Consider the following 14109-nt stretch of genomic DNA (forward strand, 5'->3'; position numbering starts at 1 on the left):
CAACCACCGTCATTCCGGGGCAAGGCCGACAGGCCTTGAACCCGGAATCTCGACATTGTCTTGCGTCTGTTTTGAACAATCTCGAGATTTCGGGTTCAATCGTCAACGCATCGCCGCTTCGCCTCGATGCATCGACGATTGCCCCGGAATGACGGCGCAATCACGCAGCTCAGCTCCTCGTGAACAAGAATGCTGAACCAGCGAGTCCTAGCCCTTGTGCAATGAGACCCGGGCGCGTCTGTGACGCGTCCGGGTCATTTGTCGTCAGTGCAGCGTGGCGCTGCGCAGCGACTGCTCCTGCGCCGCGATCCAGGCGATCACGGACTCGGAGAAGCCGTCGACCCGCGTCCAGGGCCCGTAACCGACCCCGTGCTGGTACGACGCCACGTTCACCATGGTCCCGCGCGCCCTCGGCGCCGGCACCGCATCGTGGCTCTGCTCGTCGGTGAAGACGATCAGGCGGTCTCCCTTGCGGTCGACCTCCTTGACCGCCCGGCCGAGATAGGTCCCGGAATGCGGCTGCGACCGGAGGATCGTATCGCGCAGCGCGAAGCCACGCCGCGGCGGCACCTTCACGACAGCGTCGCTGAACGTGAAGATCTCCACCTCGTCGCAGACCTCGCGGGCGAGGACCGCCAGTCCGCACGCCGCATCCGCGCGCGTCATCTCAGACTTCGCAGACAGCGCCGCGAACATCGAGCCGGAGACGTCGATCAGGAGCCGCGTGCGGCCCTTGAGCCGCGCATGGCCCTTGATCGACCGCAGCATCGCCTGCTCGAGCTCGGGCTCGACATCAGGCGCATGCCGCGCCGCCGTGATGAACCGATACGGCAGGATCCGGTCCGTTCGCATCGACACGATCGCTTCCGCGATCATGTCGCGCGGCACTCCGGCCTGCAGCATCAGCCGCAGGTTGCGCAGCAGCGCAAGCGCTCCAAGCCGCCGCTCGGCAAGCAGCCGCTCGAAGCTCGCACGCTTGTCCGCACCCGCCGACAGCGCGACCTCCCAGGTGTCGGGCGAGGGCAGCTCGCCGTCGACGAGCTGCTTCCACACCGCTTCCTGAGCGTCGTCCTTGGGCCTGGCGTGAACCAGGAACAGGACGTCGCGCAGCCGCACCGGCCCCTCGCGGTCATACTTCGCGAGCTGATAGGCGTCGAACTTTGCGAACGCCTTCGCCAGCCCCTTCTTGACCTGCGCCGAGACCGGCTGCCGCTTGCGCTGCTGCTGCGGACCGAGCGCGTCGGCCCAGTAGATTGCGAGCAGCTCGGTCATCTCGTCCGGCCGCTGGATGATGCGCGCCAGGGTCTCGGCCACCAGCGCGCGGTGCTGCGGCAGCCGCGCCATTTCGCGAGCAACGAGCAGCGGCGCATGCCGCAGCTTCATCTCCTCGCGCGCACTCACGGCGAGCCGAGCCGCCTCGCGCGGCTCGACCGCAGCTACGAGAACCTTGATCCGATCGGCGATCGCGACCCCGTCCTCGTAGAACTGGTCCTCCCAGAGCAGGCAGCTCATCAGCGTACGCTGCAGCGCCTCGAGCGGCGCGAGCTGTCGGGATGGCGCACCCTCATGGGTGAAGGCGCGCAGGACCTTGTTGAGCCTGACCATGATGGCCTCCTCTGTTTGGGTTGATGTTGGATGGATGGCCGGCACACGGCCGACGCGCGTCACCTCGCGGGAGATCACGCGTGATGAGATCCACACGCCGGGAACGAGCGAATGCTGAGGTCCGCTCCACTCGCGTGGAGCGGATAGCGCTCTGCCGCTGAGCTACCGGCGCACGGAACGCCGGGTGGGACTCGAACCCACGACCTCTCGATTAGCAATCGAAGTATCAGCACTCTTCACCACGGCGCGTGGCAACAGAATTGTGGATGAACCGAGCTCCGTCTCGCCGCGCGACGAGCAAGGTTTCGAACCTCACCTTGAGGAGCCCGCCAGAGGCGGACGTCTCGAAGGGCGAGGCCTCGCTGGGGCCTCATGGTTCGAGACGCGCCGCGAGCGACGACCTGACCGGGAATTGTCAGAATTGGCGCGGCGCTCTTCACCATGAGGGGCGGGTCAGAGACCGGCAATGTCTTCGGCGGGGAACGGGCGATGCTGTTGCTGCCCAAGGGGCAGCTATTGCTGCCCAAGGGGGCGCTCGGTTTCAACGAAGTAACAGACATCCTCACCACCGCCTGGCCGCCTGGCGGTTGCCGGGCGGCGTTGATGGCATGCTGGGGAACGGGCGATCACGGTCATACGACGATCGAAACGCAGGCTTGGCATCAGGCTTGGCATGATGCTTGGCATCAGCCTCGGCATCGGCCTCACCGCAACCCGCGACTCACCCGTCTCGCTTGACGGATTCCACGGTACGATCGATCGAAGGCGGCGCGTGGCCGCATTGGCGCGAAGGATCCGCGATCTTCACCACCAGCAGCACCCGGCCGCGAGCGGCCGGGCATTCAAATAGCTTGTCTGCGGCGCTCGGCGGCGCCGCATGGTGCGAGCTCCAGGGAAGCTCGCTCTGTCATCGGTGTCCGGCGCTTGACGCCTCGTTCCCTCCGACAGGCCCCGCGCTCTTGGGCACGCGCATGACAGCGCGAGCCCCGGGATCCGGGTCTCCCGTTCCGGCTGATTGCCGGGATATTTGTGAGTTCGCCGTGCAGGCCGCTCGCGCGAGGGCAATAAAAAACCCTCCGGAGCGGCTGGCTCGGGAGGGTCCGTATGATACGGACTGTTGATCTTGCCTCAAGCAAGACCGCTCCCCCGAGCATGGCGTGCGCCATCCGACGGCCCGAAGCCGCTGGCGGTGCAGATCATGTTTATATCGAAGGACATCGTTTCGCTCGTGATTGTCGCGGACGCAGTCATCCGCGAGGCCGCGGTACCTACGCTCGTTTGTTGTTGCTGTCAACGGCGCTTCGCGAAGAATTTTGGTCGAAGGTGGTGCTGTTGATCTGAAGCAACACGGAGGCACGAGGCACGTTTATCCTCATCCTCATCAGTTCGGCGAGCATGTGGTCATGAACCGACGGCAGATCCTGCTAGGAGCGAGCGGCGCGCTGACGGCGGCTGCGGTCGGCGCGGGCACCTGGCGCTCCGCGACCGGATCGATGTCCGCCTATGACGATTACAGCGCGCGGCTGCGCGCGCCGTTGTCGGGCGAGATCACCGACGTGATCCGCTACGCAACACTGGCCGCCAACGGCCACAACACGCAGCCATGGCGCTTCGCCGCATCAGCCGATGCCATCACGATCAAGCCCGACCCGTCGCGCCGCACGCCGGTGGTCGATCCCGACGATCATCATCTGTATGTCAGTCTCGGCTGTGCGGCGGCCAACCTCGCGATCGCCGCCGCGGCCAGCGGCCGTCCGGGCGAACTGATCATCGATGGTCCGATGGTGCGCTACAACTTCACCGGCGGCCGGCGCGATGACGTCGATCCGCTGCTGGCCGCAATCGTCCGCCGACAGTCGACGCGCGCGGAGTATGACGGACGCGAGGTGGCGCCGCGCGACCTCACGGCTCTGCAGGTTGCTGCGGCCATTGCAGGTGTCGACCTCATCATCATTACGGCGCCCGCTGTCATCGCTGCGATCCGCGATCTCGTCGTGGCCGGCAACAGCGCGCAGATACGCGACATCGCGTTCATGCGCGAGCTCAAGGACTGGATCCGGTTCAATCCGCGCAGTGCGATGACGACGGGCGACGGCTTGTTGGCGGCGGCGAGCGGCAATCCGTCCTTGCCGACGACGCTGGGTGGCTTCGCCTTCGATCGCCTGTTCGATGCATCCGCCGAGAACGACAGATATGCGCGGCAGATCGCGTCATCGGCAGGACTTGCCGTGTTTGTTGCCGACCAGGCCGATCCCGCCCATTGGATCAGGGTCGGGCAGGCGTGCCAGCGCTTCGCGCTCGAGGCGACGCGACTCGGGCTGAAGCTCGCCTTCATCAACCAGCCGGTGGAGGTTGCCGCGTTGCGGCCCGAACTGGCGCGCCTGCTCGGGACGACGCGGCGACCGGATCTCGTGCTTCGCTTTGGCTACGGGCCCGCGCTGCCATTCTCGCCGCGCCGGCCTGTCGATGCCGTGCTGAGTTCATGAGTCGTTCCTGTCAATCTTGACGGAGAGGCGACTCGGTGCATTGCTTCAGCGCATGTTCGAGAACACCCGATTGGCACGCATGAGCGATGGGCATTATTGCCTGGTGCGCGACCTTGGCCTGGTCAAGGGCGGCAAGGGCATGCGCCATCATGAGGTGGTGGTCGACTTCAGCGCGCGCGGCATGAAGCTGCTGGCGAAGCAGGGCGCGTCCTCGCTGATGCGCCGCGTCGCCGCCAGGCTCGCGCAGCATGAGGCGACGTCGAAGCTGCCGGCGCTGTTGCGCGTGCGCCTGCGCGAGCCGCAGTAAGCTCAGCGCTTGGTCTTGCGCGACTGCGCGATCCGCTTCGGGCCGGACGGGCTGTCCGGATTCACATCGAGGTCGACGTCGGCAACGCAATGTTGCGGTTGACTGTGGCTGCGCCCCGCATGCCAGCGACCGTCGCACAGTTCGACCTCGCTCATCTCGGCGATGTCGAAGCACGTCCATTGACCGCCCGGCGACAGGGCGCTGCTCGCGCCGCCTGCGAACTGGAAAGCGAGGACCCGCTCGCGGCCTGCGGTGTGGCCGAGGGCAGACCGCGCGGGCAAAGCCGCGATACATGCACAGCACCTGCCGCCGCTTCGTCATCGCCTGCACGATCAACTGGTAGGTTGCACTGCTCATGCTGGATCTCTGCACATGTGCTGCACCACAAGATGATTCCGCCAAGCGAGTTCCCCCTCATGGCTTGCGGCGGCTCTGCCCTGGCTTAGATTGATGTCTCCACGCAACAGGCGAGCAACAGCCCCCATGTCCGATCTCTCCAGCTTCCCGATCACCCAGCGCTGGCCGGCGCAGCATCCGGATCGCATCCAGCTCTATTCGCTGCCGACGCCTAACGGCGTGAAGGTCTCGATCATGCTGGAGGAGACGGGCCTGCCTTACGAGCCGCACACGATCGATTTCGGCAAGGACGACCAGAAGACCCCGGAATTCCTGTCGCTCAATCCGAATGGCAAGATCCCCGCGATCATCGATCCGGACGGACCCGGCGGCCAGCCGCTCGGCCTGTTCGAATCCGGCGCGATCCTGCAATACCTTGCCGAGAAGACCGGCAAATTCTTGCCCGCCGATCCGGCGCGGCGCTGGCAGACCATCCAATGGGTGCATTTCCAGATGGGCGGCATCGGGCCGATGTTCGGCCAGCTCGGGTTCTTTCACAAGTTCGCGGGCCGTGAATATGAAGACAAGCGGCCGTTGCAGCGTTACGTCGCCGAGAGCAAGCGGCTGCTGAGCGTGCTCGAGGCGCGGCTCGGCGGACGCGAGTGGATCATGGATCTCGACTACACGATCGCCGACATCGCCAGCCTCGGCTGGGTGCGCAACCTGATCGGCTTTTACGGCGCGCGCGAGCTGGTGGCGTTCGATGAGCTCAAGCATGTGCCGGCCTGGCTGGAGCGCGGCCTGGCGCGGCCGGCGGTGCAGCGCGGGCTGGAGATCCCGAAGCGGCCGTGATCGTCAGCGAGGCCGATTTCGAGCGCTGTCTCGACGAGGTGCTGTCGGCCCCCGCCGTGGCGGGCGGTGGCGTGGTCGGCCCCGATAGCATGATGTGGCGGGTGCATCGCGAGGCCGCGCTGTTTCTCGGCGCCGGCCGCGCGCTGCTGCTGCAGCTCGCCCATCCCTGGGTGTCGGCCGGCATCGCCGAGCAGTCGAAGGTGTTCGCCGATCCGCTCGGCCGCTTCCACCGCACCTTCAGCATCGTCTACACGATGGTGTTCGGCACGCGCGAGCAGGCCGTGGCGGTGGCGCGGCGGCTCAACCGGCGCCACGGCGCGGTCGAGGGCCTGATGACGGAGACGGCGGGACCGTACACAGCCGGCTCGCGCTTCCTCGCCAACGATGTCGACGCCTTGCGCTGGGTTCATGCGACGCTGGTCGAGACCGCGATGATGTCCTACGGACTGCTGTGTCCGCCGCTGAGCCCAGCCGAGCGCGAGCAATATTGGCGCGAGGCGATGCGCTTCGCGGGCCTGTTTGGAATTCCGCGCGCGGCGCTGCCGTCCGATTGGACCTCGTTCAAGGCCTATACGGCTGCGATGATGGATCAGGAGACGCTGACGGTCAGTACGGCGGCGCGCGATATCGCGCAGCGCATCTTCGCGGGCGAGGCGACCTGGATCGGTCCGCCGCGCTGGTTCACCGCGCTGACGGCCGAGATGCTGCCGGAGCGGCTGCGCCTCGCATTTGACCTGCCATACGGCGCACGTGAGCGCCGAAGCGCCTCGCGGGCGCGCATCTGGCTGCCGCGGGCCTACGCGGCGTTGCCGGACCGGCTACGAACCGTCGGTCCCTATCAGGAAGCGATGGCACGCATCCGCGGCGAGCCGTGTCCGTCAATCACGCGGCTGCTCAACCGCGCCTGGATCGGACAGCCCATGATGCCAGCAGCAGGCGCCAGAGCGCCGCAGCGCAGCGCGGCCGGCTGAAGACTTCCGCGTGCAACCTGTGAACGAGTTCATAGGACGGTCTCCGGGTGAACACTAGCCTGTTGGCCGTCGGCATCGAAGACGCCGTCTGCATGCGGAGGATACCGTGAATGCGCTCACACTTCTGATCATCCGCCACGCCGAAAAGCCGGATGGCGACGCGACCGGCCCCGGCCTGACGCATAAGGGCAAGGACGATTCGAAATCGCTGGTGATATCAGGCTGGGAGCGGGCAGGGGCCTGGACCGCGCTGTTCGGCAGCGGCTTGGGCGGCGCCGACTATCCGACACCACAGGCGATCTACGCCGCCGATCCCGACACGACCAAGGACAGCTCGGACCCGAGCCGCCGGCCGTACGAAACGGTGCTCGATCTGGCCGCGCGCATCGGGCTCGCCAGGCCGAACACGACATTTGCAAAGGGGCAGGAGGCGGCGCTGGTCGATGCGCTGTTGCCGCTGTCCGGCACGGTGCTGGTGGCGTGGGAGCACAAGGCGATCATCTCCGGCATCCTGCCGCGGCTTCCGGTCAGCAATGCCGGCCAATTGCCGACGCATTGGTCGCACAAGCGCTTCGACGTCGTGCTGCGGTTCGATCGCGCCGCCGGCGGAACCGGCTTCGTGTTCAACGAGCTTCATCCCTGCCTGATGCCCGGCGACTCCGCCAAGCCGCTGAAAAGCGATCCGGTGGATGAGTGAGGCGGCTGCGAGCTTAGCGAGGATGGCTCGTGGCCCATCCCATCCCGACATCGCCGCCCGGATCTGCAGATCGACGATCAGGCCCGGATCACGCCTGGCATTTTGTATTGCATGCTCTGATCAGACCAGGGCAATCCGCTCTCGGTCGCGGCTTTCTACCACCCAGGCATGGGCGGCGAACCATTCATGATAGGTTCGGCAGTGCGGGCAGTAGGCGCGCGAGAAGAACACGGGCATGCGCTGAAAGCGCTCGGCATCCATGTCCATCCCTGTCTCGATGCTGCGGCCGGTCTGCGGACAACGCACCATGATCTTGCCCATTCGCGGTCTCCTGTTCGCGCGCCAGATACGCCGGGGATGCGAAGAAAATGTAATGCTCAGCCGACACTTTCATGGCAAAGCTCCGTATGAATTCCGACTGTGGAACGCGCGGGCTGTCCGCATCAAAAGCGAGTGAATCGCACTGCAAAATGCGGGTCCGATTGTCGCAACATGAGACATTCGCTGCAGTCGCACACGAAGGGTTGAGGACGGCTGGCATGAGCATCACGATCTACGGAATCAAGACCTGCGACACGATGAAGAAGGCGCGCGCCTGGCTCGACGAGCATGGCATTGCCTACGACTTCCACGACTACAAGACCGCAGGAATCGACAAGGCGAAGCTCAAGGCCTGGAGCGACGAACTCGGCTGGGAGGTGCTGCTCAATCGCGCCGGCACGACGTTCAAGAAACTTCCCGACGCCGACAAGGAGGGGCTCACCGAGAGCAGGGCGATCGCGCTGATGGTGGCGCAGCCTTCGATGATCAAGCGCCCGGTGCTCGACCTCGGCGGCAAGCGCGTGGTCGGCTTCAAGCCGGATACTTACGCGAAGGAGGTTAAGGCCGCGAAATAGCGCCCCGGGGATTGTCGGATCCGCCGCCCGCTGTCCCCCCTTTGTGGGTCGCGAGGCAACGCGCTGCGGAAACCTGTTGCCGGAAACCTGTGATTGAGCGACAATCTGTAGCGTTACAGCGCTCAACGCAAGGACGGATCATGGACGCGAGCCTCCCCGAACTCGGCGACCTCGAACGCGAGGTCATGCAACTGGTCTGGGAGCATGGTCCGGTCACCGCCGAGACGGTTCGGGAGAATCTGTCGCGCAAACTGAAAGAATCGACCGTGCGCACGGTGCTGCGCCGGCTCGAGGACAAGGCCTATGTGACCCACACGGTCGACGGGCGCACCTATGTCTATAGCGCGGCGGAGCCGCGGGCGCGGGTCGCCGCCAAGGCGGTGCAGCGCATCGTCGATTGGTTCTGCAACGGGTCGGTCGAGGAGGTGCTGGTCGGCATGGTCGACAACGCGATGCTCGACCAGCGCCAGTTGCAGGCGCTCGCCGACCAGATCGCGAAGGCCAAATCGAACAAGCCAGGCAAGCCGACAGGAAGGTCAACGGGCGGAGGGAAATAATGCTCGCGGTTGTGGCTGAAGCGGCACTGCGCACGGTCTTGCTGGGAGGCGTCGTCGGGCTTGCTCTGTGGCTGTGCCGCGTCCGCCATCCGCAACTGCAGATGACGGCTTGGCTGGTCGTGCTGCTTTCGTCGCTGGCCATGCCACTCGCGATGCATTGGAGCACGGTCACGATCACCGTCCAGCCGGCAATCGCGCCGGCCGCGTCCTCCGGCTGGCTCCCGGACGAGGGCGCCCGGGCGCCTGCCACGATTCCGCTCGCGCCCATCGCCGAGGACATCCCCATGGCCCAGCCGGAGCCGGTTCCGGCCACGCGCGCGGCGGAGCTCGCGGCCGCTGCGACGCTGGCCTATGCCGGCGTCGCGGGCCTCATGTTGCTGCGTCTGGCGATGGGCCTGGCTCTGAGCTGGCGGCTGGTGCGCCGGGCCCGGCCGCTCGCTGGCGGCGCGCTGAAGCTGCGTCTGAGCGATGCGATCACGAGCCCTGTCACCATTGGCTCCACCGTGTTGGTGCCGCCGGATTGGCTGTCCTGGGACGCGCGCAAGCAGCGCGCCGTCCTGGCGCATGAAGCCTCGCACATCGCCAGCCGGGACTTCCATGTGCTGACGCTCGCCGCCGTCAACCGTGCCATATTTTGGTTCAGCCCCTTCGCCTGGTGGCATCACCGGCGGCTGGCCGATCTCGCCGAGATGATCAGCGACGTCAGCGCGATTGCGGCCTTGGACGACAGGGTGTCCTACGCCGAGATTCTGCTCGACATCGTCCAGGCGCCGCGAGGCCGCCTGGCGGCGCTGGAGATGGCGCGGCCGTCGACCGTGATGGCGCGGATCGAGCGGATCCTCTCGGATGCCGCCGCGCTGCCGGCGCTCGCGCCCCGCCGCCGGATCGCGCTGGCCGTGCTGCTGATGCCGTTCGCGGTGCTGTCCGGATTGGCGATCGCGACGCGCAGCGATCTCGCAATGGCCAAGGCGGTGCCCGGCGCCGACGATGCCGCCGGCGCAACGGGGCGCGCCGATCATGTCGCATTCTATGCGGCGGGGGCGCGGGGCGTCTTCACGGTGTCGCGACACGGCGGTGCGCTGTTCGGCCAACTGACGGGAGCGCCGCAGCTGCGGCTCGCTTCCGCCGAGCCCGGCCGTTACGACTACGCCGACAGTCTCGGCCTGCTCAGCTTCATGATGGACGAACCAGCGCCGCGCGAGCTGGTGCTGCATCAGCTCGAACGCGACATGAAGGCGGCGCGGATCGCCGAGTTCGCTCCGTGCGCCGCCCAGGTCGAAAACGTCGCCGGCGAGGACTATGCGGGCCTCTACGAACTCAACAGCAGCCGCGTCCTGACGGTCAGCCCCGCGGTCGCGGGGTTGCAGATGTCGGAGACCGGGCGCGGCGGCTTCGCCGTCACCTCCGACTGCACCGACTCCTTCGCCGGCAATGGCGGCGAGCTCGTGCTGTTCCTGCGCGACGGCAAGGGCCGTGTGAGCCGGGTTCTGCTGCAGGACCCGCTGCTCGGCGCCCGGGTGGCGCGCCGGATCGACGAGGACAAGGCCAGGCGGATCGAGGAGACCTTCGCACGCCGCATGGCCGAGGTGCCGGAGCGCTTCCGTGAGCAGGTCCCGAGCCCCGGCAGCCGCGAGATGGTGCTGCGCGGCATCGCCGATCTCAGGCGTGGCGAGCCAAACTACGCGCTGATGACGGCGTCGATGGCTGCCAACATCCGTCAGCACGCGAGCTGGCTGCAGACGACTTTCAAGACGCTGGGCGAGGTCGAGACGATCTTCTTCCGCGGCGTCGGCGCCGGCGGCTACGACATCTATGGCGTCAAATTCGCTAATGGCAGCGCGGAGTTCCGCCTGCTGATGACGCCCGATGGCAAGGCCGACGACGTGATCTTCCGTCCCGACGGCAACCAGGCGCCAGGCGAGGTGCTCGCTTGCACCAGCGAGTCCTCGCTCCGTGCGCGGCCGGATGCGACGCCGATCCGGCTCACCATCTACAATGCAAGCCGCCAGCAGATTCAGCTGAACCGGCTGGACGGGAACGGCCGGCGCATCGCGCATGCGGTGGTCGGCGACGACCAGTCGTCATTCTTCACCACCGAGATCGGCAGCCCCTGGGTGGTGACCGATGCGTCGGGCCGCTGCCTCGAGATCATCCTGCCGGGGCGGCGCACGCGCTTCCACACCGTCGAGATCGCACGGCCCGGTGAGGCGTCCGATCGTTTCGGTGCGCAGCGGTCGGCACCGCTGCCCGACACCGAGGAAAAGCTGCGCGACTACATCTCTGGCGTGGTGCGCGGCGAGCCCGATTACGGGCGGATGACGCCGGAGGTCGCGACCTGGACACGGCAGCAATTGTCGATGAACCAGGCGATTTTGGCCCGGCTCGGCGAGATCAGGGCCGTGAGCTTTCGCGGCGTGTCGGGACTCGATAACGACATCTACATGGTTCATTTCGTCAACGGGACCGCCGAGTGGCGCATCGGTCTCGCGCGCAACGGCCGCATCGGCCGCATCGCGCTCGGACCCTCGTTCTGATCGCAGGCGGCCGAGACGCGCCGGCGTGCTCGGCCGTACGACGGTGTCGAGGATGATGAACACAATCTCGGCTTGAACGGCTCGCCCCGTAATGCTACGGTATGTAGCGTTACGTTTCGTCATCAAGGGGTGCGGCCGTGGTGAGCTCGAGCAAGGCTGACGCGCTGCTGGCGCTGAACCGCTTCGGGATGGGGCCGCGGCCGGGTTCGATCGCCGCCATCGCATCGGATCCCAGAGGCGCGCTGCTGGAAGATCTCGACCGCCACGTGGTGAGCCTCGACAGCGCCGCCGCGCTTCCGAACGCGGCGAAGGCGTTCCGCGTCGTCAACGAGGCCAATGCGCGGCGGCAGGCCAAGACGATGGCTGCCCGAAAGGCGCGGGAGGAGGCAAAAAAGCAGCAGGTCGCCGCCGCCGCGATGGCACCGCCGGCGGCGAGCGAAACCCAGGCCGATGCAGATGCCAAGGCAGCCGCCGAGGCGGTGCCCGATCCCGGCCGTCAGTTCTATCTCGACGAGGCCAAGGCGCGGACCGAGGCGGCGCTGATGGCCGAGATCGGCTTCGCCGAGCGGCTGGTGTGGTTCTGGTCCAACCATTTCTGCATCTCCGCGGACAAGATTCAGAGCATGTCCGGCGCCTATGAGCGCGAAGCAATCCGTCCGCATGTGCTCGGCCGCTTCAGCGACCTGCTGCTCGCCGTCGAGAGCCATCCGGCGATGCTTTTCTACCTCGACAACACGGTGTCGATGGGCGCGAGCTCGATCGCCGGCCTGAACCGCAGCCTCGGCCTCAACGAAAATCTCGCGCGCGAGATCCTGGAGCTGCACACGCTCGGAGTCCGCAGCGGCTACGGTCAGGACGACGTCATCGCCTTCGCCAACATCCTGACCGGCTGGACGCTGCTCGCGCCCGGCGCCGATCCGGAACGGGGTGGCGAGTTCATCTTCAACCCGCGCCTGCACGAGCCGGGCGCGCAGAGTGTGCTGGGGAAGAGCTATGCGGATGAAGGCGTGGAGCAGGGGCGCGCTGTCTTGCGGGATCTCGCCGCTCATCCGGCCACGGCGACGCATGTGGCCGGCAAGCTGGCCCGTCATTTCATCGCCGATCAGCCGCCTCAGGAGCTGGTTGACGCGCTGGCCGGCGTGTTTCGAGATACCGCTGGTGATCTCAAGGAAACGGCCAAGGCGATGGTCGCGGCGCCCGCGGCCTGGTCTCTGCCGCCGACCAAGCTGAGGCGGCCGAGCGAGTGGGGCGTGGCCATGGTGCGCGCCGCCGGGATCACCCGCCTCGACGGCCTGCGCTTCACGCAGGGACAGCGGCTGCTCGGCGAGCCGCTGTGGCGTCCCTCGTCGCCGAAGGGATACGCCGATGACGAGCCGAGCTGGATCGACGGCCTCGGCCGGCGCATCGACATCGCCAACATCTTTGCCGAGCGCATCAGCGGCGCGGTCGATCCGCAATTCGTCACCGAGACCGTGCTGCATTCCTGCGTGTCGTCCGAACTGACGCAGGCGGTCGCCCGCGCCGAGAGCCGCCAGCAGGCCCTGGTGCTGCTGTTCATGTCGGCCGATTTCCAGAGGAGGTGAGCATGGGCCGCATTCATCTGCCGAGCCGGCGCGACGTGCTGCGCGGCTCCGGCGCATTGTTCGCCTGGAGCCAGATGCCACGGCTGGCGCGCGCCGAGGGGCGTGATCCGCGGCTGCTCGTGATCGTGCTGCGCGGCGCGCTCGATGGGCTCGGCGCGGTGGCGCCGGTCGGCGATCCCGACTGGGTGGCGCTGCGCGGCGATCGCGCGCTACTGCTCGATGGCAAGCCGGCGGCGTTGCCACTCGACGGGTTTTTTGCGCTCAATCCGGCGATGCCCCAACTGCACCGGCTCTATGGCGCGGGGCAGGCGGCGATCGTGCACGCCACGGCAACGCCGTATCGCGATCGCTCGCATTTCGACGGCCAGGACGTGTTGGAGAGCGGCATGCTGCGCCCGGGCACGACCGACAGCGGCTGGCTCAACCGCGCGCTGGCCGAGCTCGATTCAGACGGCCGCGTCAACACCAATGGCAGCCGCGTGCTCGGCATCGGCGCGGTGACGCCGCTGGTGGTGCGCGGTCGCGCGCCGGTGCTATCCTGGGCGCCGCAACGGGTGCTGCCCGCCAGCGACGACACGCAGATGCGGCTGCTCGATCTCTACAGCCACACCGACGCCAAGCTCGCCGCGGCGATGGAGTCCCGGCTGAAGCTGGCTTCGATCAGCGGAAGCCCGGCGATGATCGAGGAGGAGCCGGACGTGGCGCTGCCCGGCTTCGCCCGCGTACGGGCCTTCTTCGCGGACACGGCCGGAGCCGCGGGACGCTTCCTGGCACGGGCCGACGGTCCGCGCGTCGGCGCGCTCGGCTTCAATGGCTGGGACACGCACATCAACGAGGGCGCCGGCGGCGGTCAGCTTGCCAATCTGCTCGGCGCGCTCGACGGCGCGATCGCGGCGATCGAGACCGCGATGGGTCCGGCCTGGAGCGAGACCGTCGTCGCCGTCATCACCGAGTTCGGTCGCACCGCCCATATCAACGGCACCAACGGCACCGATCACGGCACCGGCACGGTGGCTTTCCTTGCCGGCGGCGCGGTGAAGGGCGGCCGTGTGATCGCCGACTGGCCGGGGCTCAAGCTCGCGCAACTCCATGAGCAGCGCGATCTGCGTCCGACCATCGACCTCAGGGCCGTGCTCAAGGGGCTGTTGAAGGATCACCTCCGTGTCGATGACATCGCACTTGCGACGCGAATCTTCCCAGGCAGCGCCGACGTCGCGGCCATGCCGGGGCTGCTGATCTGATCCGGCCAGTTCGGCTCGAACCGGGCGCCGTATCGAGCATTCAA

The 14109-nt window shown here is 67.1% G+C and carries 13 protein-coding genes and 1 tRNA gene; 10 read left to right on the top strand and 4 right to left on the bottom strand.

The annotated features are described in order from the left end of the window. Nucleotides 1–264: 264 nt before the first annotated feature. Nucleotides 265–1605: a TROVE domain-containing protein gene (locus BRADO_RS17345; protein WP_041757572.1), complete on the bottom strand. Its 1341-nt coding sequence runs from the start codon at nt 1603–1605 to the stop codon at nt 265–267. 176 nt (nt 1606–1781) lie between these two features. Continuing rightward, nucleotides 1782–1853, bottom strand: a tRNA-OTHER gene (locus tag BRADO_RS17350). A 1155-nt stretch (nt 1854–3008) separates the two neighbouring features. Here BRADO_RS17350 and BRADO_RS17355 point away from each other — a divergent pair. Together BRADO_RS17355 and BRADO_RS17360 are read left to right on the top strand one after the other, a co-directional pair. Then, nucleotides 3009–4091, top strand: coding sequence for a nitroreductase family protein (locus BRADO_RS17355; protein WP_011926631.1), 1083 nt, complete (start codon nt 3009–3011; stop codon nt 4089–4091). 79 nt (nt 4092–4170) lie between these two features. Next, complete coding sequence (locus BRADO_RS17360; protein ID WP_011926632.1) at nt 4171–4398, top strand: hypothetical protein; 228 nt, start codon at nt 4171–4173, stop codon at nt 4396–4398. 2 nt (nt 4399–4400) lie between these two features. On the opposite strand, the gene BRADO_RS35785 is transcribed toward BRADO_RS17360, so the two are convergent. Beyond that, nucleotides 4401–4553, bottom strand: coding sequence for a hypothetical protein (locus BRADO_RS35785; protein ID WP_244422837.1), 153 nt, complete (start codon nt 4551–4553; stop codon nt 4401–4403). A gap of 328 nt (nt 4554–4881) precedes the next feature. Here BRADO_RS35785 and BRADO_RS17370 point away from each other — a divergent pair, with 328 nt between their 5' ends. From BRADO_RS17370 to BRADO_RS17380, 3 genes are all read left to right on the top strand, one after another. Then, nucleotides 4882–5586 carry a glutathione S-transferase family protein gene (locus BRADO_RS17370; RefSeq protein WP_041756638.1) on the top strand — a complete coding sequence of 235 codons (705 nt, stop codon included), beginning with the start codon at nt 4882–4884 and terminating at the stop codon, nt 5584–5586. After that, complete coding sequence (locus tag BRADO_RS17375) at nt 5583–6557, top strand: oxygenase MpaB family protein (protein WP_011926635.1); 975 nt, start codon at nt 5583–5585, stop codon at nt 6555–6557. Before BRADO_RS17370 ends, BRADO_RS17375 begins: the two co-directional genes overlap by 4 nt. 106 nt (nt 6558–6663) lie before the next feature. Next, a complete protein-coding gene (locus tag BRADO_RS17380; protein ID WP_011926636.1) occupies nt 6664–7254 on the top strand; it encodes a hypothetical protein in 591 nt (196 codons plus the stop codon). Between the two features lie 120 nt (nt 7255–7374). Here BRADO_RS17380 and BRADO_RS17385 read toward each other — a convergent pair whose 3' ends face one another. Next, on the bottom strand, nt 7375–7575 hold the full coding sequence (locus tag BRADO_RS17385; RefSeq protein ID WP_011926637.1) for a hypothetical protein: 201 nt from the start codon (nt 7573–7575) through the stop codon (nt 7375–7377). 218 nt (nt 7576–7793) lie between these two features. On the opposite strand from BRADO_RS17385, the gene BRADO_RS17390 reads away from it, so the two are divergent. From BRADO_RS17390 to BRADO_RS17410, 5 genes are all read left to right on the top strand, one after another. Further along, complete coding sequence (locus tag BRADO_RS17390; protein ID WP_011926638.1) at nt 7794–8150, top strand: ArsC family reductase; 357 nt, start codon at nt 7794–7796, stop codon at nt 8148–8150. A 140-nt stretch (nt 8151–8290) separates the two neighbouring features. Beyond that, entirely contained in the window at nt 8291–8707 is a 417-nt protein-coding gene (locus BRADO_RS17395) for a BlaI/MecI/CopY family transcriptional regulator (protein ID WP_011926639.1), read from the top strand. Beyond that, nucleotides 8707–11241 carry a M56 family metallopeptidase gene (locus BRADO_RS17400; protein WP_041756640.1) on the top strand — a complete coding sequence of 845 codons (2535 nt, stop codon included), beginning with the start codon at nt 8707–8709 and terminating at the stop codon, nt 11239–11241. The genes BRADO_RS17395 and BRADO_RS17400 overlap by 1 nt, the downstream gene beginning before the upstream one ends. Nucleotides 11242–11378: 137 nt before the next feature. Next, entirely contained in the window at nt 11379–12824 is a 1446-nt protein-coding gene (locus tag BRADO_RS17405) for a DUF1800 family protein (RefSeq protein WP_011926641.1), read from the top strand. Nucleotides 12825–12826: 2 nt separating this feature from the next. Then, complete coding sequence (locus tag BRADO_RS17410) at nt 12827–14065, top strand: DUF1501 domain-containing protein (protein WP_041756642.1); 1239 nt, start codon at nt 12827–12829, stop codon at nt 14063–14065. The last annotated feature ends 44 nt before the right edge of the window (nt 14066–14109 follow it).

The sequence above is a fragment of the Bradyrhizobium sp. ORS 278 genome (assembly GCF_000026145.1).
GTDB lineage: Bacteria > Pseudomonadota > Alphaproteobacteria > Rhizobiales > Xanthobacteraceae > Bradyrhizobium.

What these genes read in the sequence shown, in the direction of transcription:
- BRADO_RS17400 (WP_041756640.1), top strand. Translation starts at nt 8,707, where the DNA reads ATGCTCGCGGTTGTGGCTGAAGCGGCACTGCGCACGGTCTTGCTGGGA.
- BRADO_RS17360 (WP_011926632.1), top strand. Translation starts at nt 4,171, where the DNA reads ATGAGCGATGGGCATTATTGCCTGGTGCGCGACCTTGGCCTGGTCAAG.
- BRADO_RS17410 (WP_041756642.1), top strand. Translation starts at nt 12,827, where the DNA reads ATGGGCCGCATTCATCTGCCGAGCCGGCGCGACGTGCTGCGCGGCTCC.
- BRADO_RS35785 (WP_244422837.1), bottom strand. Translation starts at nt 4,553, where the DNA reads ATGAGCGAGGTCGAACTGTGCGACGGTCGCTGGCATGCGGGGCGCAGC.
- BRADO_RS17395 (WP_011926639.1), top strand. Translation starts at nt 8,291, where the DNA reads ATGGACGCGAGCCTCCCCGAACTCGGCGACCTCGAACGCGAGGTCATG.
- BRADO_RS17370 (WP_041756638.1), top strand. Translation starts at nt 4,882, where the DNA reads ATGTCCGATCTCTCCAGCTTCCCGATCACCCAGCGCTGGCCGGCGCAG.
- BRADO_RS17355 (WP_011926631.1), top strand. Translation starts at nt 3,009, where the DNA reads ATGAACCGACGGCAGATCCTGCTAGGAGCGAGCGGCGCGCTGACGGCG.
- BRADO_RS17345 (WP_041757572.1), bottom strand. Translation starts at nt 1,605, where the DNA reads ATGGTCAGGCTCAACAAGGTCCTGCGCGCCTTCACCCATGAGGGTGCG.
- BRADO_RS17390 (WP_011926638.1), top strand. Translation starts at nt 7,794, where the DNA reads ATGAGCATCACGATCTACGGAATCAAGACCTGCGACACGATGAAGAAG.
- BRADO_RS17385 (WP_011926637.1), bottom strand. Translation starts at nt 7,575, where the DNA reads ATGGGCAAGATCATGGTGCGTTGTCCGCAGACCGGCCGCAGCATCGAG.